Source organism: bacterium, assembly GCA_023150945.1.
In the GTDB taxonomy this organism is placed as follows: domain Bacteria; phylum Zhuqueibacterota; class Zhuqueibacteria; order Zhuqueibacterales; family Zhuqueibacteraceae; genus Coneutiohabitans.
Genome location: JAKLJX010000005.1, coordinates 239266 through 260426 on the forward strand (window position 1 = coordinate 239266; position 21161 = coordinate 260426).

At 61.7% G+C, this 21161-nt stretch carries 8 protein-coding genes; all 8 read right to left on the reverse strand.

The genetic code is table 11. From position 1 onward, the window contains the following. Positions 1–178: 178 nt before the first annotated feature. Entirely contained in the window at positions 179–5746 is a 5568-nt protein-coding gene (locus L6R21_09175; GenBank protein ID MCK6559362.1) for an ATP-grasp domain-containing protein, read from the reverse strand. 97 nt (positions 5747–5843) lie between these two features. Next, on the reverse strand, positions 5844–14579 hold the full coding sequence (locus L6R21_09180) for an SDR family NAD(P)-dependent oxidoreductase (GenBank protein ID MCK6559363.1): 8736 nt from the start codon (positions 14577–14579) through the stop codon (positions 5844–5846). Positions 14580–14765: 186 nt separating this feature from the next. Next, a complete protein-coding gene (locus L6R21_09185; GenBank protein MCK6559364.1) occupies positions 14766–15269 on the reverse strand; it encodes a DinB family protein in 504 nt (167 codons plus the stop codon). Between the two features lie 171 nt (positions 15270–15440). Next, on the reverse strand, positions 15441–17096 hold the full coding sequence (locus L6R21_09190) for an acyl-CoA dehydrogenase family protein (GenBank protein ID MCK6559365.1): 1656 nt from the start codon (positions 17094–17096) through the stop codon (positions 15441–15443). Positions 17097–17857: 761 nt separating this feature from the next. Next, on the reverse strand, positions 17858–18226 hold the full coding sequence (locus L6R21_09195; GenBank protein ID MCK6559366.1) for a type II toxin-antitoxin system PemK/MazF family toxin: 369 nt from the start codon (positions 18224–18226) through the stop codon (positions 17858–17860). Beyond that, positions 18223–18486, reverse strand: a complete 264-nt coding sequence (locus L6R21_09200) for a hypothetical protein (protein MCK6559367.1) — start codon at positions 18484–18486, stop codon at positions 18223–18225. The genes L6R21_09195 and L6R21_09200 overlap by 4 nt, the downstream gene beginning before the upstream one ends. 281 nt (positions 18487–18767) lie before the next feature. Further along, positions 18768–19769 carry a DUF1028 domain-containing protein gene (locus tag L6R21_09205; GenBank protein MCK6559368.1) on the reverse strand — a complete coding sequence of 334 codons (1002 nt, stop codon included), beginning with the start codon at positions 19767–19769 and terminating at the stop codon, positions 18768–18770. A gap of 236 nt (positions 19770–20005) precedes the next feature. Further along, entirely contained in the window at positions 20006–21145 is a 1140-nt protein-coding gene (locus L6R21_09210; protein MCK6559369.1) for an acyl-CoA dehydrogenase family protein, read from the reverse strand. Between the last annotated feature and the right edge of the window lie 16 nt (positions 21146–21161).

Genomic DNA, 21161 nt, shown 5'->3' on the forward strand with positions numbered 1-21161 from the left:
GTTTGTTTGATCATTCCCCAGGAGACTGATTCATCGCTGTTGTCCTGGTGCACTGTTCTCTTGCAGAATTTGCCCGTTCATGCTTGCCAGCAGCGCCGCAAGGGTTCCGCAAAGAGATGCCTTGCGGCTTCATGGCGTCCTGGCGGCTGCACGCGAGTCTTCTCTTTTCGGTTCCGGCTCATCCGGCTTGGGAACGCTGCATGCCGCGGCGCACGGCTTCGATCAAATACGGCCGCAGCCGGGCGGCGGGGATGATGGTATTCACCGAGCCGACCCGCTGGGCGCGCTCGATGCTGTGAATCGTGTCGAACTCTTCCGCGACTTCACCGAGTTTTTCGGAATAAACGCTTTGATACACTTCCTGCCATTGGTTGCGCAGCTTCACCTTTTCCGCGCCCTGCGCCAGCGCGCTGCGCTGCTCCAATTCGGTCAAGCGACGGTCGGCGCGCGTGCGTTTGTCCACGTCGCGCGCGAACACCACGGCCGCAGCGGGCGCGCCGCCGATCACCGAAGCATATGAGCCTTCCAGCGCCACCACTTCCATGTTGTCGTTGAGCGCATTGGAGAACACCACAAATGCGCCGCCGTGGTAGCGCGAGATCACGCAGAATACGATCGGGCCCTGGAAATTCACCACCGCGCGGCCGATCTCCGCGCCGTATTCCAACTGCCAGTTGCGCAGCGATTCCGGCGAGCCGTCGAAGCCCGAGAGATTGGCCAGCACGACCAGCGGCCGATTGTTGCTGGCGGCATTGAGGGCGCGCGCGATCTTCTTCGAGGATTGCGGAAACAGCGTGCCGCCGGTCCAGGTGGCCGGGCCATCCGCCGGCGCGATGCCCAGGCGCGGCAACGGCCGCGATTCGAAGCCCAGCAGGCACACCGGCTGGCCGCCGAGATGCGCTTCCCACACCACGGCAATCTCGGCATCGCGCATGCCCAGCCAGCGCTCGAGCGGCGGATGATCCTGATCAATCGTGGCGCGCATGACTTTGCGGATGTCGAAAGGCTTCTTGCGGCCGGGATTCTTCTCGCTGGAAAAAATGTCGCCCACCACTTCGAACTCGCCGCCATGCGGAAACAGGCGCACGTCGCGCTCGAGCGGATCATTGCTGAGCGCCGGCCGCGGAAAACGCTCGCCCGGCGCGCGGTAGGCGTGTTCGTAGTAGCGCAACAGCAGCCGGCAGGCTTCGCCCACGTCCGCTGCAAAATACTGCGCCTGGCCGTTGGGTCCCATCACGCGTTCGTAGCCGCCGATGCCCTCGTTGTCTTCCGCGGCCACGCCGCCGGAATATTCCAGCGCTTGCTTGCCGGTGAGCACCATGGCGCTTTGTGGGGTCATGATGAGAATGCCGCGCGTGTGCATGAGCATGGTGGCCTCGGCGTTCCAATAGGGTTGCGCGCCGACGTTGATGCCGGTGACCACGACGTTGATCTCGCCGCCCGCCTGCGTGAACGCGATGATGCGGCGCAGCACGCGCGCGATCCAATCCATGTTTTCAGTGCCGCTGCTCATCGAGATCAAAGCGCCGGCGGAGAGTGCGTACCATTCCAGCGGCACGCCGAGCTGTTCGGCCAAATCCAACCCCGCGATGATGCGCCGGCATTCCGGTTCCGCCAGCGCGCCCATGGCCTTGCTGGGATCACCGAGCAGCGCGACGCGCGCCATGCCTTCGGGATGTTCGGCAGTGAAATTGCGCAGCACGCCCACGACGATGTTGGCCTGGTTTTGCCCGGCGGGCCGGCTCACCGGCACGAGCGCCTGCGAGGCAGCGAGATCATATTCCACAAACTCGCCGGCGGGATAGTCGGCATGCGTGCCTTCCTTTTCGGGAGTGAGCATGCGAATGAGGTCGTAGGGATAGACCATGCCGCGGCGCCGCAGTTGCACGACTTTCTTGTCATAATCCGACAGCGTGCGAATCGGCTGATCCGAGGGCGTGCGGAAGCGCGTCACCACGCCGCCGCCGGCGGGATTGGAGATGTCCAGAATCACGTCGCGCAGCCTGCCGGTTTCCGGATCGAGCACGTGCACGTTGGCCACGACTTTCTCGATGCCCTGGCCCTCGGCGATGGCCGCCAGCTTGGCGATGATGCGCTGCAGGCGCGCGGGATCGAGCTCGAACACGGGCCAGACATACAGCAGCACGCGATTCCAGTGCAGGCGTTGGTGTACCGGCAGCGCGGCTTGATAGCGCCGCATCGCTGCCAGGGTTTCGTGCAACATCCATTCGAGTTGCGGCAGATGCACGCTGGCCTCGCTCCGGCGCGCGACCACGGTCATGTTGCGCACTTCGGCAAAGGCAAACAGCCGCTGGTCGCTGGGATTGTCGTGCGCCACGCCCTTGAAGAGATAAACATCTTCGACCGAGGGCAGCCGCTCGATGGCGAAATTGCTCAGCCGCCAGACTTGCAGGCGCTTGCCCATCATCGGATGCAAGCCGCGATAGACGCGCTCTTCTTGAAAGCCGTTTTCGCTTTGGCGAAAGGTGTAGATTTCGACGTCGCCGAGCGGGGCGGGCGCTTCCAGGCCGGAGACCACGAACACGGCGCGGCGAATGCGGCGGGGCAGCGGCGCGCGGTTGAGTTGCTCGGCAAGCAGGTCGGCCGCTTCATCGCGGCTGGTGAAAAAATCCGACTGCCAGACGTAGAAGTCCATCACCACGTCGCGGTTGGCGGGAATGGCGGCGAGCAGGGGCGTGAGGCTGACCAGGAAGTCCGCCAGCCGGCCATAGTCGGCATGGCAGCTTATCAGCTCGATGGCGGTGCCTTCATACTCATACCAGGCGCGCAAGAGGTTGCGGCCGGCCACCACTTCGCGCCGGAAGTCGCGCAGCTCGCGGATGCGATAGAAGCGCAGATTCATCACTTCGAGAATGAGGCCGCGCATTTCGAAGTCCGCGGTTTGAATGCGGCGCGAGAGCAATTGGTTGAGCGGCTGCGGGCAATCCACCATTTCCTGAATGCGCTGTTCGCGATCGGCGGCCTGCGGCTGTTGTTGCAGGTAGTCGAGATGGGCCTCGACCGTATGATAAATCGCATGGCGGCTTTCATCCAGCAAAGGCTGATCGCAATAGCGATAGCGCACTTCGCGGGCGAGATCGTTGATCTCGGGAAAGAGGCCCTGGGTTTCGTTGATCAGGCGATCGAGCAAATCGCGATAGGCCGGTCCGGCGAGCGGCTGCAAGGCCGGCATGTGTTCGAGATGGCGTTCGAGAATGCTGGCGAGCAGGCTCTGCGCCTCGGGCAAACGCTGGTGTGAGCGCGCCAGCCGAAACAGGCCGCGATCAAGCTCCGGCGAATCAGCCAGGCTGGTAACGCCGTGATGCGCCAGCGCGGCCAGCAGGCAGTTCACGAAACGCGGGGGCAAACCTTCGCTGCCGGCTTTGGTGTTGCGCAAATAAGCGTGCAAGTACTCTTCCGCGCTCGAGCGGCCGTTGCCTTCGCTGCGGCTTTCATCTAAAGGCGCGCGACGGAACACCGCGAGCAGATCCGTCACGATCGTCAACGTTGCGATTTCCTGCTGCCACCACTCGGGAGACTCCGCGCTTGCGCTGGCGGCAAGCGCCCTGCGTTCGGCCAGCAGCCGTTTGATGTCATCGGCGCCGCCGTCGAACCCGAGCAGGAGTGACTTGATCGCCGCCAGGTTGGCCTGCCAGCGCTCGGCTGCGGCACCCGGTGGCGCCACGGGCGCGGCCAGCGCGGCAAATTGCAGCGGCGCCCGGCCGGCGGTCGCCGGCACCGGATTGTGATCGCCCAGTTCCAACGACAACAACGCCGCGCCGGCATTGACCTGCTGATTCTGGCGCACGAAGATTTGCTTCACGCTGCCGCCGGCCGGCGCCAGAATCGTCATCTCCATCTTCATCGCCTCGAGCACGGCCACACGCTCGCCCGCAACGATGGTATCGCCCTCTTTCACCAGCACGCTCACCACCACCGCCGGCGCCGGCGCTTTCACCAAGCCTTCATCATCCCGGCCGATGCGATGCGGCACGCCGTCGACTTCGATCACAAAAGGCGGCTGTTCCGCCAGCGAAAACACGCGATGGCTGCGGCCGCCGATCGTCAGCTTCCATTCGAACTGATCGAGGCGCTCGGCGAGGATTTCCAGCCGGTGCTCCTGCACCTGCACGCGAAACCGATGCGGCTCGAGCTGCAACACGTGCAGCGAATAAGACTGGCCCTGATAAACCAGTTTGACCGTGACCCCGTTCTGCAGCCGCACCAGCGGCCGGCCGCGATGGGCGGAGGCGAAGAAGGTCGATTTCTCCTGTTCGAATTCCGCGAGGTAGGCTTTGATCGCGGCAAGCACGAGCGCCACCTCCGCATGGCGGCCGGAGAGATGGCCGTTGCTGCGGACCAAGCCGTCGAGCCAGCCGACTTCCACGCGCGCGCGTTCCACTTCCGGCCGGCCGAGCAATTCGGTGAGAAAGCCCTTGTTGCTCATGCCGCCGGTGATCACCACCGAGGTGTGCAGCAGCGCGCGTTGCAGGCGCGCCAGCGCCTCGGAGCGGTCGCGGCCGTGCGCAATGATGCGGCCGATCATCGAATCAAACTCCGGCGGCACCACACCGCCGTCGGCCAGGCCGGTATCGACGCGCACCCCCGGACCGGAAGGCAGGCGGAACACTTCGACGGTGCCGGGCGCGGGCGTGAATTGTTGCGCCGGATCTTCGGCATTCAAGCGGACTTCAATGGCATGGCCCGCCGGTCGCGGCGGTTTGCCCTCGAGCTTGCCGCCGCGCGCCACGTGAATTTGCAGCTTCACCAGGTCGAGACCGGTGGTCAACTCGGTCACGGCATGTTCCACCTGCAGCCGGGTGTTGACTTCCATGAACCAGAACTCGCCGCGGCGGGAATCGAGCAGGAATTCGACATTACCGCAGTTGACATAGCCCTGGCTTTGACAGAGCCGCACGGCGGCGTCAGCGAGAGCGTCGCGGTGGCTGCGCCGGAGCTTGGGCGCCGGCGCTTCTTCGAGAATTTTTTGATGGCGGCGTTGCACGCTGCAGTCGCGCACGCCCAACGGCCAAATCGTGCCGTGCTGATCCGCGAGAATCTGCACCTCGAGGTGACGCACGCCGGTAAGCAGGCGCTCGACAAAAACCGTCGGGTCGCCGAAGACTTTGAGCGATTCCGAGCGCGCGCCGGCATAGGCGGCAGCGAGCTGCTCCGGCCGCACGGCAGTGCGAATGCCGCGGCCGCCACCGCCGGCAGAAGATTTGATGATGACGGGATAGCCGAGCTGCTCGGCGTGCTCGCGCGCCTGGGCCAGCGTCTGCGCCGCCGCGCCCTGCCACGGTATCACCGGAATACCCAGTTCCCCGGCGATTTTCTTGGCGGTGATCTTGTCGCCCAGGTTGCGCATGGCCGTCACGCCCGGCCCGATGAAGACCAGCCCGAGATTTTGACATAACTCTGCGAATGTGGCCTGCTCCGCCACGAAGCCCCAGCCCACCCACACCGCCTCCGCCGCGGAAGCGCGTAAGGCCTGGGCCAGCAACTCGTGATTGAGGTAACTGTTCTTACGCTCGCCGTCGGCCGCATCAACGTAAATCGCTGGGCCGAGGGTAAAGGCTTCGTCCGCCTCGCGCACGAACAACGCATGCCGGTCCGGCTCGGTGAACAGCGCCAGCGTGCGCAGTTGCGTGTGAAATTCCTGATTGTATTCCTGCACTGCCTGCACGAAGCGCATGGCCGCGTCGCCGCGATTGACGATGGCAATGCGCCGAAATTCTGTCTTCATTCCACCTGCCCTCATTCAAACAAAAAAAAGGTTGCCGTCCGTCCGCGCGACCGACAACCTTTGGGGATTCTGCATTCACGCTTTCAGTTTGTCATTTCTATTCGACCACCACCCGCAACGGCTGGAGCAACGCCTGCGCCACCGGATCCGGCAGCGCCATGGTGCGATAGCCGCGCAGCGTGAGGTAGACATTGCCCTTGTCATCTACAACCTGTGCCTCGAACGTTTCATTCTCGCCGCGCTGCACCGCGGCAAACAAGCGGCCTTTCACGCCCTCGGCCGGCCGCCCGAAAGCGATGCTGGTCACTTGCGAAGGCAGGCCCATGCGCGCTTGACTCGCCAACTCCCAAATGCCGGCGGTTTGAAAACACAACTCGAGCAAGCGCGGTGCTGCTGCCGTGGCGAGCGTCTCGGGTACGTGATTGACCGGCAGATTTTCAGCATACTGGCCGATCACTTCGTTGCCCGCGCGCCAGGCGGTCGCCAGCACTTGATAAGCCGGGCCGTGAAAATACAGCCGGTAGATGTCCGCCGCCGCGACGCGCGCGCCTGCGGCAGCAGGATCGATCTTCTCGCGCTTTGCCGGCGCCGCCGGCACGGCAGCCAGCCGCACTCGTGCCGTGAAATGCGTGGTCACCTCCGGTTCGGACTGGCCATGCAGCGTGCGGCTGCCCAGCAACCGGCATTGCGCTACGATTTCCTCCTGCTCCGCCGCATATTGCACCTGCACCGTAATCGTGCGCGGCGCGTTGCGGTAGAATTTGAAAGGCGCGAGAAAATTCACCTCTTCGACCGCGATCGCATGGCGCTCGGGAAACAGCACCAGCGCCGCTTCCACCATTGCCTCGAGGCCCATCACGCCGGGCAACACCGGCGTGCCGCTGATTTGATGATCGTGCAGGAACGGCTGCTGCGTGGGATCGAGCGTCGTGTTTACGGTCAGGCCGCTGTAAAGGCCCATGCCGCTGACTTGCCCGATCATCACGCCGCGCGATTGCAGCCGGGCGGACAGCTCACTCTTCGGGCCGGCATGCAAGCCGCCGGTCTCATCGAATTCGCTGAGCATCATGCCCAGCCTTTGCGCGATCACCACTTCGCCGCGCGTGGCGCCGGCGGTCAGCTCGCGGCGAATCACGGGAATGCCGGCTGCCGGCGGCAGCATGTCGATGCCAGCCTGCTTCATGATCGCCGGAATCGAACCGCGCGCCGCCATGCCGATGCCGCCCCAGGCAGTCCAGTCCAGGGCAATGCCGCGGGTCGCGGGCCGGCTGTTACGGAAGTTGGCGACACTCTTACAGAGAAAATCATTCGCGGCGCTGTAGTCGGTTTGGCCGGCGTTGCCAAAGCGGCCGGCAATCGAGCTGAACACAACGGCCGCAGCCAGCGGCAGCTCAGCGAGATTGGCCAGCAGGTTGAACCACCCTTCGCTTTTGACATCGAAGACCAAATCGAACTCCTGCGGCTTTTTGTCCGGCAAAAGATGGCTGATCTCCAACCCCGCGGCATGCAGCAACACGTCGATGCGGCCGCTGCGCTGCCGCGCGGATTGCATCGCTGCAGCCACTGCCGCGCTGTCCAACATATTGACGCTGTAGTAGTACGCGGTGCCGCCCGCCTGTTGCACCGCTTGCATGGCAGCGAGCGCCGCGTGCTTGCGTTCGAGGCCGGCCAGCTCTTTCTCCACCAGCGCCGGCGTGGCACGCTCGCCGCGGGCTTTGATTCTTTCGAACAGATCGCGCTTGAGGTTTTCCTTGTCCGCGGCAAAGCGCTGCAAATCCGGATCAGCCGGATCAGGCGTGGGCGCGAGATCGAGCAGATGAAACGTGCCGCCCGCGGCTTGCGCCAGGTCGGCGGTAATCGCGGAGACGATGCTGCCCGCGGCGCCGGTGATGAGAAAGACCGTGTCGCGGTTGAGCATCATGCCCGGCTGGCCATCGACAGCGGATTTTTCTGCCAGGCTGATGCTCCAGCGCAGGCCGCGCTGGTAGCCGATTTCCACTGCACCGGGATCGGCCAGCGTCTCGTCCATCAAAAGATCGGCAAAAGCCGCGGTTTTGCGGCCCGCTTCGAAATCCACCACTTTCACCAACGCGGCGCTGTGTTCCCGCTTGTAGGACTTGGCAAAACCGGCGACGGCACCGCCGAGCGGCGCGAGTGCACCTGCCTCGTCATAACCGTGCTGGCCGCCGAGGCGCGTGGCGCAAACGAGAAAGGTTCCGGCTTTGTTGATGTGGTCGTAAAGCGCGCGCATGGTGGTGAAGAGCAGTTTCACGCGCACCCGCGCCGCTTCGCGAAAGCCGGCGAGATCCAATGCCGTAAGCTCGCCTTCCGGGTCGAGCGCCGGCAGCCAGTACACGCCTTGAATCGGCCCGGCTGTCAGCCAATTGGTGAGGCGCGCCTGTAGCGTTTCAGCGTTGGGCGCGTCGTCAATCACCAACGTTTCCACGCCGAGTTTTTGCAGCCGGCCGGCAAGCGCTTTGCCTACACCGCCTTGATCCAGCATCAGCAGTACGCGGCTGCCGGCCGCGAGCGTGACGCCCGTGGGTATGCAGAGGGCGAGCGGCGGCCGCAACACCGGCACCGGCATGCGCCGCGGAATCTGATTGGCGGCCTCCAGACTGGCGGCAACCGGCGCGGCTGCGACGGTCACGCCGGTAACTGTTGCAGCCGGAGGCGGTGTCGCGACTGCCGGCGCGGTGATGCCGGGTTTGAGATCCGGCCGGCGATCATAGACGAATTGAATGGTGTGCTTGAGCGTGGGGAAATCGCGCAGCTTGAGCGTGTCATCGCGCGGGATGTCATACGCCGCACGAATGGCCGTGAACATCTCGGCTTGCTTGACGGTGTCAATGCCCAAATCCGCTTCGAGATCAAGATCGAGATCGAGCATGTCCGGCGGATAGCCGGTTTTCTCTGCGATGATCTCCAACACTTTCAGCTTCACCGGATCCTCGCCAGCCGCCGCGACGATCGTTTCCGGCTCCGCGGCCGGCGCAACCGGCATAGGCGCGGCGATGCCGGGTTTGAGATCCGGCCGGCGATCATAGACGAATTGAATGGTGTGCTTGAGCGTGGGGAAATCGCGCAGCTTGAGCGTGTCATCGCGCGGGATGTCATACGCCGCACGAATGGCCGTGAACATCTCGGCTTGCTTGACGGTGTCAATGCCCAAATCCGCTTCGAGATCAAGATCGAGATCGAGCATGTCCGGCGGATAGCCGGTTTTCTCTGCGATGATCTCCAACACTTTCAGCTTCACCGGATCCTCGCCAGCCGCCGCGACGATCGTTTCCGGCTCCGCGGCCGGCGCAACCGGCATAGGCGCGGCGATGCCGGGTTTGAGATCCGGCCGGCGATCATAGACGAATTGAATGGTGTGCTTGAGCGTGGGGAAATCGCGCAGCTTGAGCGTGTCATCGCGCGGGATATCATAAGCCGCGCGAATCGCGGCAAACATCTCGGCTTGCTTGACGGTGTCAATGCCCAAATCCGCTTCGAGATCAAGATCGAGATCGAGCATGTCCGACGGATAGCCGGTTTTTTCAGTGATGATTTGCAGAATGCGCTGCTGCACCGGATCGCCTGCAATTGCAGGCGCAGCAGCCGGCGGCGGCGCAACGATTGCCGGCGCCGCAGGCATTGGCGCGGCTGCGGGTTTGCGGAGATCGGGCCGGCGATCATAGACGAATTGAATCGTATGCTTGAGCGTGGGGAAATCGCGCAGCTTGAGCGTGTCATCGCGCGGGATGTCATAAGCCGCGCGAATGGCGGCGAACATCTCGGCCTGCTTAACGGTGTCAATGCCCAAATCCGCTTCGAGATCGAGGTCGAGATCGAGCATGTCGCGCGGATAGCCGGTCTTTTCCGTGATGATCTGCATGATGCGTTCCTGCACCGGATCAACTGCAAGCGCCGGCGCGGCGGTGACCACTGGTGGAGGCGCGGCGGGCTGGGGCATTGGAGCTGCGGCCGGAATCGGCGGTGCGGCTGCAGCAACCGGAGGAACAAGCGGTGCCGGCCTTGCGGCTGGAGGCACCGGCGGCGGCACGGGCACGGCGGCGCTGGTTGCCGCAGGCCGTTCTATTTGCGCCGGACCTTGATCCTTGACGCGCAGCGTGCGATAGGTCACTTCGACTTCCGGCGCCGGATAGCCGGTGACGCGGCGGAGCCAATTTTGCCACTTCACCGGATCGACGATGCGATACTGATAGCCCAGTTCACGCGGCGATCGGCGTTGGCCATCCGCGGGCGGCAGCCAGCGCGTGAGCGACATGCTGATTTGTGAGCCGAAGCCCGCGCCCAAACGCAACGCATAGCGCACCGGATAGGAGCCGCCGCGCGACAGATTCAGCAGACCCAACTCCGGATCGACTTCTTTGAAATTGGCCACCGGCGGCACGATGCCGGTTTCCAAAATCTTCACCGCCACCACGTCTTCGATGCCGACCGCCATGGGATGGCCGGTGCAGCCTTTGGTGTTGGCCACCACGATTTGATCGGCCGCGGACTTGAACACGTCGCGCAGGGCAAACACCTCGGCGGAGGCACTGCCGCCGCGCGCGGGCGTGTAAGTTTCGTGGGAGACAAATACCAATTGCGATGCAATTTCGTAGCGACTGATGCCCCAGGCGGCCTCGGCGCCGGCAATGAGTTTTTCCATCACGCCGACAATGTGACGCACATCCAGCCGGCTGCCGTGATAGGCGCTGTTTACCGCGATCGTGCTGAGCACCTCGCAAATCGGCTGCAGGCCGCGTTCGTGCGCAGCGTCGAGCGCTTCCACCACCAGGGCGGCGCCGCCCATGCCGACGATCAGGCCATGGCGCCGGCGATCAAAGGGAATCGCGGCCTCTTCGACCTTCTCATCCGTGGCGGCCGCGCCTGAGGCGAGAAAACCCGCGCCGAACCATTCCATGAGATTGTTGGAGGTCACATCATCCGCAGCGAGAATGATGACGCGGCGGCAACGGCCGGTTTGAATCCAATCATGGGCCATGGCCACTGCCTGAGTGGTGCTGGCACACGCGCCGTTGGTGCCGACGTTGGGGCCGCGCGCGCCGATGTATTCCGCAAACTGGGAGTGCCCCATGTTGAGCACGCGGAAAAGGAAGCGCCGGTCAAAGTGATAGGGATGCGCTTCCCTCTCGGCCTGCAGGCTCGCGATACGGCGCTCGAGTTCAGCGCGCAAAGCCGGGCTGCCGTCGGTCTGCGCGCGCTGTTGCAGGCTGCGCAGCTCTTCCAGGCGTTCGCGGCGAATGCGGTCTTGATAGTATCCGGAGATGATCTCGGTCAGTGAGTCCATGCCTGGAAAGGCCGAGGCGAAGATCACGCCGGTATCGTCGCGCATTTCCTCGGGCAGCATCCAGCGGTCGGGCAGTTGCGTGCCCTTGGTGGTGGTTTTGTAGCGCATCACCAGCGGAATGCCGGCGTCGCGCAGCGCGTCGATACCGGCGGCAATCGCGAGTTGGGAGACGATGTCGAGCGCGCCCAGGCGGTCTTCGGGATAGCCGAAGTCATGCACCAAATCCAGCGGTTTGGCGCGCGCCGCGAGCTTGATCACCTCGCTCAAGTCTTGAATGATTTCGAAACGGCTGCTGCCCTCCGCGGTTTTCACCAGCCGCGTGATGTTCTTGTCGACCATCGCGCGGCGGAAAGGCATGGGCACCGGCCCGATGAACTGATCGCCGCGCAGCATGCGCTCGACATTGGCATCGTCGAAGACCCGCTCGACGCCGGGCAAGCCCATGGCCGCGCCGCTGATGCAGACTGTGACCGGCGCGGGTTTTGCCGGTTGGCCGCCGGAGTAGATTTGAAAACCCTTTTCGAGAAACTCCGCGAACAAATGGCCAAGCTCCACATAGCGGTCGCGGCTGCCGGTTGCGGTGGGCCGCGGGGCCGGCATGGCTGCGGCAGACACAGGCATCGGTGCCGGTGAAACTGGCGCCGGCGCTGCTGATTGAAGCGGCGCACGCGCCGGCAGATTGCTTGGCAGAGAAACCGTTGGCAACATGGCGGAAACGTTTTCAACAGCAGGGGCGAGGCCATGGCCCACGCCGGCGGCATACAACCCGCAAAGCGCCAGGTTCACCGACTCAGCCTCGCCGATGCGCGGATGATTGGTAAACAGGGCGTAGACGTCCTCATGCTCGCCCAACACGTCATCCACAAAACCGTAGAGCACACGTTTCGGCCCGACTTCCACAAACACCCGCGCCCCGGCGTTGTACAGCGTGCGCAAGCCTTTGACGAATTGCACCGGCGAGTAAACCTGCTGCGCCAGCATCTCGATCATCTGCGGCGTCACCTGCGGACCCGTCGGGTAAAATTCTCCGGTGACATTGGCCACCAGCGGAATGCGCGGCGATTGCAGGTGCATGCGCTGCAAAATGCGAGACAGCGCCTCGCCGGCCGCACCGACAATCTTGGTGTGAAAGGCATGGCTCACTTGCAGCGGCCGCGCCACGTAGCCGGCCTCGCGCACCGCGGCCATGGCTTTTTCCACCGCTGCCGTGGCGCCACCGATCACCGCTTCTTTTGTGCTGTTGAGATTGGCAATCACCACGTAGCCGGCGATGGTGCTGAGAATTTTTTCGATCTCAGGAATGGGGCCAAAGACCGCGGCCATCATGCCGTTGTCATCGAACGAGGCTTTGGTCATTTCACTGCCGCGCGCCGCCACTGCCTGCAGGGCTTCCTCGAACGGCAAGGCACCGGCCGCCACCAGCGCGCCGTATTCGCCCAGGCTGTGGCCCATCACCATGTCCGGCGCCGCGCCATAAGCGCCCAGCAAGCGCGCCAGTGCGGTTTCAGTGGTGAGCACGGCCGGCTGCGTGATGGTCGTTTGCTTCAGGTGTTCTTCGGCGGCTGCTTTGGCCGCTTCATCGCTTTCATCCAGAAAAATGTAATCGCTCAAGCGTTTGCCGCCGAGTAGCGGCTGCATGACGCGATCGGCCTCGGCAAAAGTCTCGGCAACGATCGGCTCGGTGGCGCGCAGCCTCGCCAGCATGTTGAGATATTGTGAGCCCTGGCCGGTGAACAGAAAAGCGACCTTGGGCTTCGGGCCTTTGCCCAAAAAGATGCCCTTGGCGCGCAGGGCTTTCCAGCGGCCGGATTGTTTTTCCTCCAGCGCTTTCAAAGCCTTGCCCGCTTTTTCGGCAAGCTCGGCCGCGCTGCCGTAATCGAGGGCAAGGCGCAGCGGTGCTTGCAGATCGGATTGCAGCGGCGGCGCGACCGGCGGCGCCGAGCCGGCGGCTGCTTGTTGCTGCACCGCCGCCAGCCGTTGCGCCAGCGCTTTTTCATGCTCTGCGCCCAACAGCAACGCGCCGCGCAACGGGGTTTTGAGTGAGGCGACCGCGGGCGTGCTGCTCAATTCACCGGCGGCAACCGTGGTTTTCGTGCTGTGCGCGATCCGGCCGGGAATGTACTCTTCCAAAACCGTGTGAAAGTTGGTGCCGCCAAAGCCGAACGCGCTCACGCCGGCACAGCGCACACCTTCGCGCGTTGCGGTCCACGGCCGCAACTCGGTGTTGACGTAGAAGGGCGAGCGGACAAAATCGAGGTTGGGATTCGGCTTGTCAAAGTTGAGGCTGGGCGGCAGTACTTTTTCGTGCAATGCAAAGATCGTTTTGAGAATGCCGGCCGCGCCCGCCGCGCCTTTGAGGTGGCCGAGGTTGGATTTCACCGAACCCAGCGCAATCGTGCCCGCCGGAATGCCGTGCGGGCTGAAGGCCTCGATGAGGCTTTCGACTTCGGCGAGGTCGCCTACCACCGTTGAGGTGCCGTGGCCTTCGATCATCGTGGCGATGGCGGGAGAGAGTCCGGCACTTTCCCAAGCCCGCTCCACTGCTAGCCGCTGGCCGATGGGATTGGGCGCGGTGATGCCCTTGCCTTTGCCGTCACTGGAGGCGCCCAGGCCGCGAATCACCGCGTAGATTTTGTCGCCCTCCTGCTCGGCATCAGCCAGGCGTTTGAGCACGAAAAGTGCCGCGCCCTCGCCCATCACGAAGCCGTCCGCGCCGGCCGCGTACGGCCGCGTGCCGGTCGCAGAGAGTGCGCCGATCTTGCAGAACTTGACGTAGGAAGAGGCGCTCATGTTGGCGTCGATGCCGCCGGTGATCACCGCATCGAAATCGCGCGCCATCAGGCCTTCGACTGCGGCGTTGATGGCCGCCATGGCCGAGGCGCAAGCCGCATCGGTGGAGTAATTCGGGCCGTGGAAATTGTAGAGCGCGGCAATGCGGCCGGCGATGATGTTGGAGAGTTCGCCGGGCATGGTGTCTTCGGTGATTTCCGGGAAGCGCTTGCCGACGCGCTGGCGGAACTCGGCGAGGATGGTCTCCCGCACGGCCGCGGGCAGCTCCGCGAAGCCGGCGGCTTGATCCAACTCGGCGAGGAATTCCGGAAAGAGAATGCGGGTGGAAGTAAGCAGATGGTTGTCGCCGCCCAAGGCATTGCCGATGATCACCGCGGTGCGGTCGGTATCGAGCGGCCGGCCGGGAAAGCCGTAATCACTCAGCGCTTCGCGCGTGGCAACGATGGCCCATTTCTGCGCCAGGTCCATGGCGGCACCGACGCGCGGCGGGATGGGGAGCTTCCATTTCAGCGGGTCCCATTCGAACTGGCGCACCCAACCGCCGATCTTCGAGTAGCTTTTGTCAGGCGCTTTGGGATCAGGATCAAAATACAATGCCGGATCCCAGCGGTCGGACTGAACTTCGCTGATGCTGTAGCGTCCGGTTTTTATGTTTTGCCAAAAGGCCGCGGCATCCGGTGCGTCCGGCAGGATCGCGCCGACACCCACAACCGCGACGGCTTTGTGCGCCGAAGATTTCATTTCTTCTCTCCGCTGAAATTTACTGCTCTCGCTCTTACTCTTACTCTTACTCTTACTCTTACTCTTACTCCTACTCTTACTCCTACTCCTACTCCTACTCCTACTCGCTCTTAACGATTTTCCAACGCGAGGTTTTGAAGCCGAGTAGGAGTAAGAGTAGGAGTAGGAGTAAGAGTAAAAGAAATTCTATTTTTTATGTACATCTCGCGTCGCGCGGATTTGCTCGATATGATGAAACGCATGGGCGGTTTGCGTTTGGATGAGCTGGCCGACCGTGATCTTGCGCAATTCCGAATTGGCGTCGCGCTTCAGCATGACGTACCGCTCCCACGCCTCGGGCAAATGGTTCAGCAGCGCCTCCAGGTCGCGATGATTGGCTCGAAAGAGCGCGAGAGCGGGTGCAACCGGGCGGCTCGCGTAATTCAAAATCGGGACCCAGGAATTTTTGAGATCGTACCACTCCAACCCGAAGGTGCAACCGGAATTGCCCAGCGCCGCTTTGATGATGACTTTCGTCACTTCGTCCGCATCGACGATGTGATGGACGATTTGACGAATGGTCCATTTTTCTGCTGAGCGGGCCAATTCGAGATCAGCTTCCGCGAGACCGGCGAGGGCGGCTTCCAGTTTATCGGGCAGCGCGACGTAGCGGACGAGGATTTCGGCTGTGGTCATTGATTGGGCGGGCATGAAATCTTTTATCTCTTGATTCCGGTGAAAGTTGTTTTTTCAACGCCTGACGATAAACCGTCAGGCTCAGAGCAGAAGACGGCCAAAGCCGTCTGTATGAATTTTTCAAGTCTCTCCGGTCGCCTTTAGGCGGCTTCGGCCCAATAGCTGCGGCATTGATTTCGCGGGAGTTCATTTTCGCCCATAAACCACATCCGCCACAAAATCCATGTCCGCAATCAATCCCGCTTGCGTCCGATGAATAGCGGGAAGATTCAATTTCTTTTCAAACTCCGCCAACTCAACATCATTGATGTCATCCGCACCAACAATCCAGCGCATGCCTTCTTCCGCCACCTTCATCGCCGCTTCGCGCGCAAAGACGCGGCTGATGGCGGCCAATGCTTCGGGATTGAAACGCGCGTCGGATTTTGAATTCAACTTGCCATCGGCGGCACGAATGGCGCGATTGGCGAGGCTGCCGGCGCACTCGGCGTAGGCAATCAATTCTCCGAGGCGAAACATGACGTGTTGATTTCGTGTCAAACGCCGCACGCGCGCTCTTTCCAGAAGTTCGGCGAGGGCATGCAAGCTCAAGGCGGCAATGTTGGCGCCGAGGTTGGGATGACGCGCATGCAATTCCTCGAATCGTCGCGCTTCGTCGTGATAATGCTGGCCGCGGGTTTTCAGATGCAATTGCCAGCGGTCGCGGCAGATCGTCATCTCCATAATTTCGGACGTGCCTTCGTAAATCGTGGTGATGCGCACGTCGCGTTTGATTTTCTCCACCATGTATTCTCTGACGTAGCCGTAACCGCCAAGCGCTTGCATGCTCGCATCAGCAGCCAGGTTGCCGGCTTCCGTGGCGAGGTATTTCGCAATCGCACCTTCGGTGTTGAGATTATCGCCGGTGGAATCGATGCGCTCCGCGGTTTCTTCGATGTAGGCGCGGCTGGCTTCTAGGCGGGCGACGTGCGGCACAATGAGCTTGTGCGTGTAGCCTTGTTTCTCGGAGAGCGGACCACCGGCCTGCATGCGTTCGGTGGAATAACGAATGGCACGATCGAGCGCGGCCCAACCCGCGCCAAGGCCAAATGCCGCGACCATCAAACGGGTGTAGCCAAAAACCAATTGCGCTTGAATGAGTCCCTGCCCTTCGACATCACCCAGCAGGTGATCAGCCTCGACATAAACTTCATCGAGCGAAAGGGGAGCGGTGTTGCTGGCACGAATGCCGTGCTTGTCTTCCGGCCTGCCGTGACTGAAACCAGGCGCGCCTTTTTCCACAATAAACCAACTCGGACCGCCGGGCGCTTTCGCTAAGATGCTGTAGAGATCCGCGTAGCCGCCGTTGCTGATCCACATTTTGTTGCCGCTGATTTTGTAGCCGGCAATCTTGCCATCCTTTTCGACCGGCGTGGCGGTGGTGCGCAGCGCGCCCAAATCACTGCCAGCTTCCGGCTCGGTGGCGCCGTAGGCCATGAGCAGACCTTCTTCCGCAATGCGAGTGAGCCATTTCTTTTTCTGCTCAGGTGTGCCGCCGAACATAATCGGATCGCTGCCGAGAAAAGTGGCGAACACGCCGGTGGCAATGCCAAGATCGATGCGGGCCAATTGCTCGCAGATGTGATAGACATCAAAGGCGCCGCCGCCCATGCCGCTAAATTCTTCGGGAATGAAGAGAAGTTGAATGCCCAAGTCCGTGCACATCTCGCGCACGAGAGCGACGGGGAATTCGTCTTTGGCATCGAGTTCGAGAAGTTTTTCTTCGGGAAGATGGCTGGTCGCAAATTCTTTGATGGCAGAAAGCGTCAGATCGAGGGTTTCTTTGTCGAGACCTTGACTCATAGTCGGATGCCCTTGTGATTAGCACGCCTGGTCGAGAAAGAACTGCATGGAGAAATCCGCGGTTGCCGCGCAGAGGTGCGCACGCGGGTGCGCCGATCCACGCAGCCGAAATCAGCATGCAGCCGCGCCGATCGAGGTTCTGAGAGTTAGGCGGCTGCTGCGCCGCCGCAGGTCAGGGACGGGGAGAAGGGGAAATCCTGCACCTTGGAGCCTCCTGCGCCTCCAGGGCCTGGGAATCTGACGGGCAACTTGCAATCTTTGCGCCAGACGCTGGTGCAGAGAGCGAGACCTTTGACTTTATTGATGTTGGGTCAGGGGAGAGCAAATCCTGCGAAGCGGAGATTTCGCAGAAATCAGGAAGGAAAGCCGGCTTCTTTGCAAAAATGCAAAAACCGCTGCTGCCCGATTCCAACGGCTCAAATCAGGCGGCAGCGCGATTCACGTCTTTGGTCGGCGAGATTTTTACAAGACGACGGCCGCCAAATCAGACTCCGGTGCCTTGATCGTTCGTTCCGGTTTCTTACGGCTTCCAACGATTTTCTGGAGCATCGTCACGGTTGCCGGGTCGAAATACTGTTCGTCGCATTGCTGGCAAACTTGGGCGGGCACATTTTCCATCACGATGGGTTTGCGGTGAAATCACTTTTTCCCTGATTTCGGTGTCACGCTCAGAATCTTCTTCAACTGAACTTCATCCACCCTCAGCAAGTCCACCTGCGGCAGGCGCGGTGTCAGCACAGCCCAATTCGGATCGACGCCATTTATGACCGATGAATCGAGATCCGTAACGCATAAGCCCAGGCATTCTCCATCTCCTCTCGCTTGCTATCCGGCAGTCTACCCAAACGGCGAGTGATGAGATAGCGCTCGATGGTTGCAATCTTGTCCAATCGAATCACCGAATCGATCTTCAAACCGGTTTGTTGGAACTCCGGTTCAGAGCTTGCGAGAAGAAGAGAGCTGGGAGGCGGGCTGGCAGGAATTTGGCTGCTGATGAAAGCCAGGATGACATCCCCCAGATCTGTATTCTCATTGAGCATGAGCGCGGGTCGCCGTTTTTGCAGGGAAAGGTCGGCATAGGGAAAAGCGGCCAAAACAATATCGCCACGCGCCAGCGGCACAAGGTTCATACCGCTTCTCCATCAGCATCCGTATAGAGATCGGGTTCATCCCTGAGCCAATCGAAAGCACCGCCGAACACAGCGATTTGTGTCATTTCTTTGGCGCTCAGTTCTTCGCGGCCGGCGAGGGCTTGTTCGGAAAATTCGATGGGCGCCGCGGCGGAAGCGGCACGGCGACGCAATTCCTGAAATTGATCGATGGGCAGGATGACTTCCACAATTTTCCCGGAAGCGTCGTAAACGTACTTGCCATTGATGACCAGAGACATGATGTGCCTCATTTCACCCTGTTTTTGTGTAACGCAGTCTGCCAGACTGCAAACGAACCAAGCTGGAAAAGAGCTTCGCGGTCGCATTGGTTTTTCCAGAGTAGTCCGCATTTAGAGAATGGCCCCCGGCACTTCGGCTAGAATGCGAGGTCGGGGGGCGCAGTCACTCGAATTCTTGGTCCTGGGTTTCACCTCGACGTGCGGGCAAAGATACTCTCTTTTGTCGAGAGATTCAAGTGTGGCAATGCCAACCATCGGGCCGCAATAACGGCGATGGGTTACTATTCTCCCTTCGGTTTCGGTGTCACGCTCAGAATCTTCTTCAACTGAACTTCATCCACTTTCAGCAAGTCCACCTGCGGCAGGCGCGGTGTCAGCACAGCCCAATTCGGATCGCCGGCAATGACTTTTTGGAACAGCGGCAACGAGTCGTCGAGGCGGCCGGCGTTGACGAGCGCAACCGCGGTCCAATAAGCCATTTCGAGATTGTCGGGCATCATCTTCTGTGCGGCGCCGTATTCCGCCAGCGCCTTGGCCATGTCGTTGTGTTCGACCGCGAGATCGCCGGCATTCATGTGTTGATAAGCGCGAAGGACGTGCACCAGGCGCCGCAATTCCTTGAGCGGCTCGGGGTGATCTTCGACGCGCAGGTCCATGATGCGATCCGCCCACGGCCGGCCGGTATTGGTTCCGCTCACGATCAGAATCGCGGCGGATTGTTTGCCGCGAATGTCGCCGCCTACGGCCTGCGCGGCATCGAGCGCAGCGAGCATTTTGCCGGCCAGATCGCCGCTGGTGTTCTGATACGCTGCGGCCATGGCCGGCCAGACTTTTTCATTCAACATGAGATTGGCCTGCACGGAAAAATTCTCCCCTACGAAGTGCCCGGCCGCGGGAATGCACTTGCTGCCGGTGTGCGCGGCCACATTGCCCTGCGCGTCGATCATCGCGACCTGGCGCACGGCCTCGCCGGGATCAGCAGCGAGCACCGCAGCCAATGCCTGTTTCGCGGTTTTGCCGGCGCGCATGAGTTGCAGGCCGAGCGGACCGTAAGCGGGATCGACGAACGATTGCGTCGCCACCGCGCCCACGCCGGCCTCGGCCCAGGTGACCAGCGCGCCGACCGAGAACCAATGCGATTGCACGGCGACGCCCATTTCTCCGGTTTGCGGATCGCGGGCGACGATGGAGTAGGTGTGCACGGGGCGCAATGATTCCTGGGCAGGAACTGCAGCAGCCACAAGCCCAAGCGCGAAAAGCGAGAGGGGAAGACGTTGCAGCATGATGGTCTCCTCTTCATCATTGAAAGAATTTGAGCAAAGATGCCAAACCGCAAAGGTCCGCAAAGATCTCTGCCTCATTTGTTGTCTTTATTCTGTCTCTTGTTCCGTAGGGATTCTTGGTCCATCGAACTCGCAGCGAGAGCCTGACCGTCTTTGCAGGGCTCCGGCGGGAGGAAATTCAGCGCAGCGAATAGCACAGCAGGCAAGGCATTTCAAATGCGGCCCCGCACTTCCCCTTACCTTTCAAAAATCTCCTTCGCAATAATCAATCGCTGAATCTGGCTGGTGCCTTCATAGATCTGAAAAATTTTGGCATCGCGCATGAGTTTTTCGGCGGGATATTCGCGCGAGAAGCCGTAGCCGCCGAAAACCTGCACGGCATCGGTGGCCACGCGCATGGCGGTGTCCGCGGCGAAGCATTTGGCGTACGCGGCCTGCAGGGTGTTGCGTTTGCCCTGATCGATGGTCCACGCGGCCAGCCAGGTGAGCAAGCGGCTGGCTTCGATGTCTTTGGCCATGTCCGCGATCATGAAGCTGATGCCCTCATGCGCTGCGATGGGCACGCCGAAGGTCCTGCGTTCCTTTGCGTAGCTCGCGGCGTGTTCCAGCGCGGCGCGCGCCAAACCGACCGCCATGGCGGCCACCACCGGCCGGGAATGATCGAACGCAGCCATGGCGGCTTTCCAGCCGTCGCCCTCCTTGCCGAGCATGTTGGCGGCCGGCACTTTCACCTCTTCAAAACTCACGCCGCGCGTGTCCGAGCAACGTTGCCCCAGCTTGGGTTCGTGCTTGCCGATTTTCACGCCGGGCGTGTCCGCCGGTACGATGAAGCCGCTGATGCCTTTGTAGCTTTTGGCGGGATCGGTGTAGGCAATCACAAAAAACCAGCGGGCGTGGCCGGCGTTGGTGATCCACATCTTCTGCCCGTTGAGCACGTAGTCGGTGCCGGTTTTTTTTGCGGTGGTTTTGATCGCCTGCACGTCGCTGCCGGCGCCGGGTTCGGTGACGGCATAGGAACAGAAGGCAAACTCCTCGGTGAGCGGCGTGAGAAATCTCTTCTTCTGATCGTCATTGCCGGCAACGATGACGGGCGCGATGGCGAGGGTGTTGCAGATCATGGTCGTGCCCACGCCGGTGCAGCCCCAGCCGATCTCTTCGGAGATCAGGCATTCCTCCAGCACGCCCAAGCCCATGCCGCCAAATTCTTTGGGAATGTGCACGTTCATCAAACCGAGCTCCCAGCCCTTCCGGCAAACGGCTGCGGGGAATTCTTCCTGCTCGTCGAGGTGCGCGGCCACGGGGCGGATTTCGTTTTGCGCGAATTCATGCGCGAGTTCGCGGAACTGCTGCTGTTCTTCGGAGAGGGAGAAGTTGATCATGGCAATGTTCCTG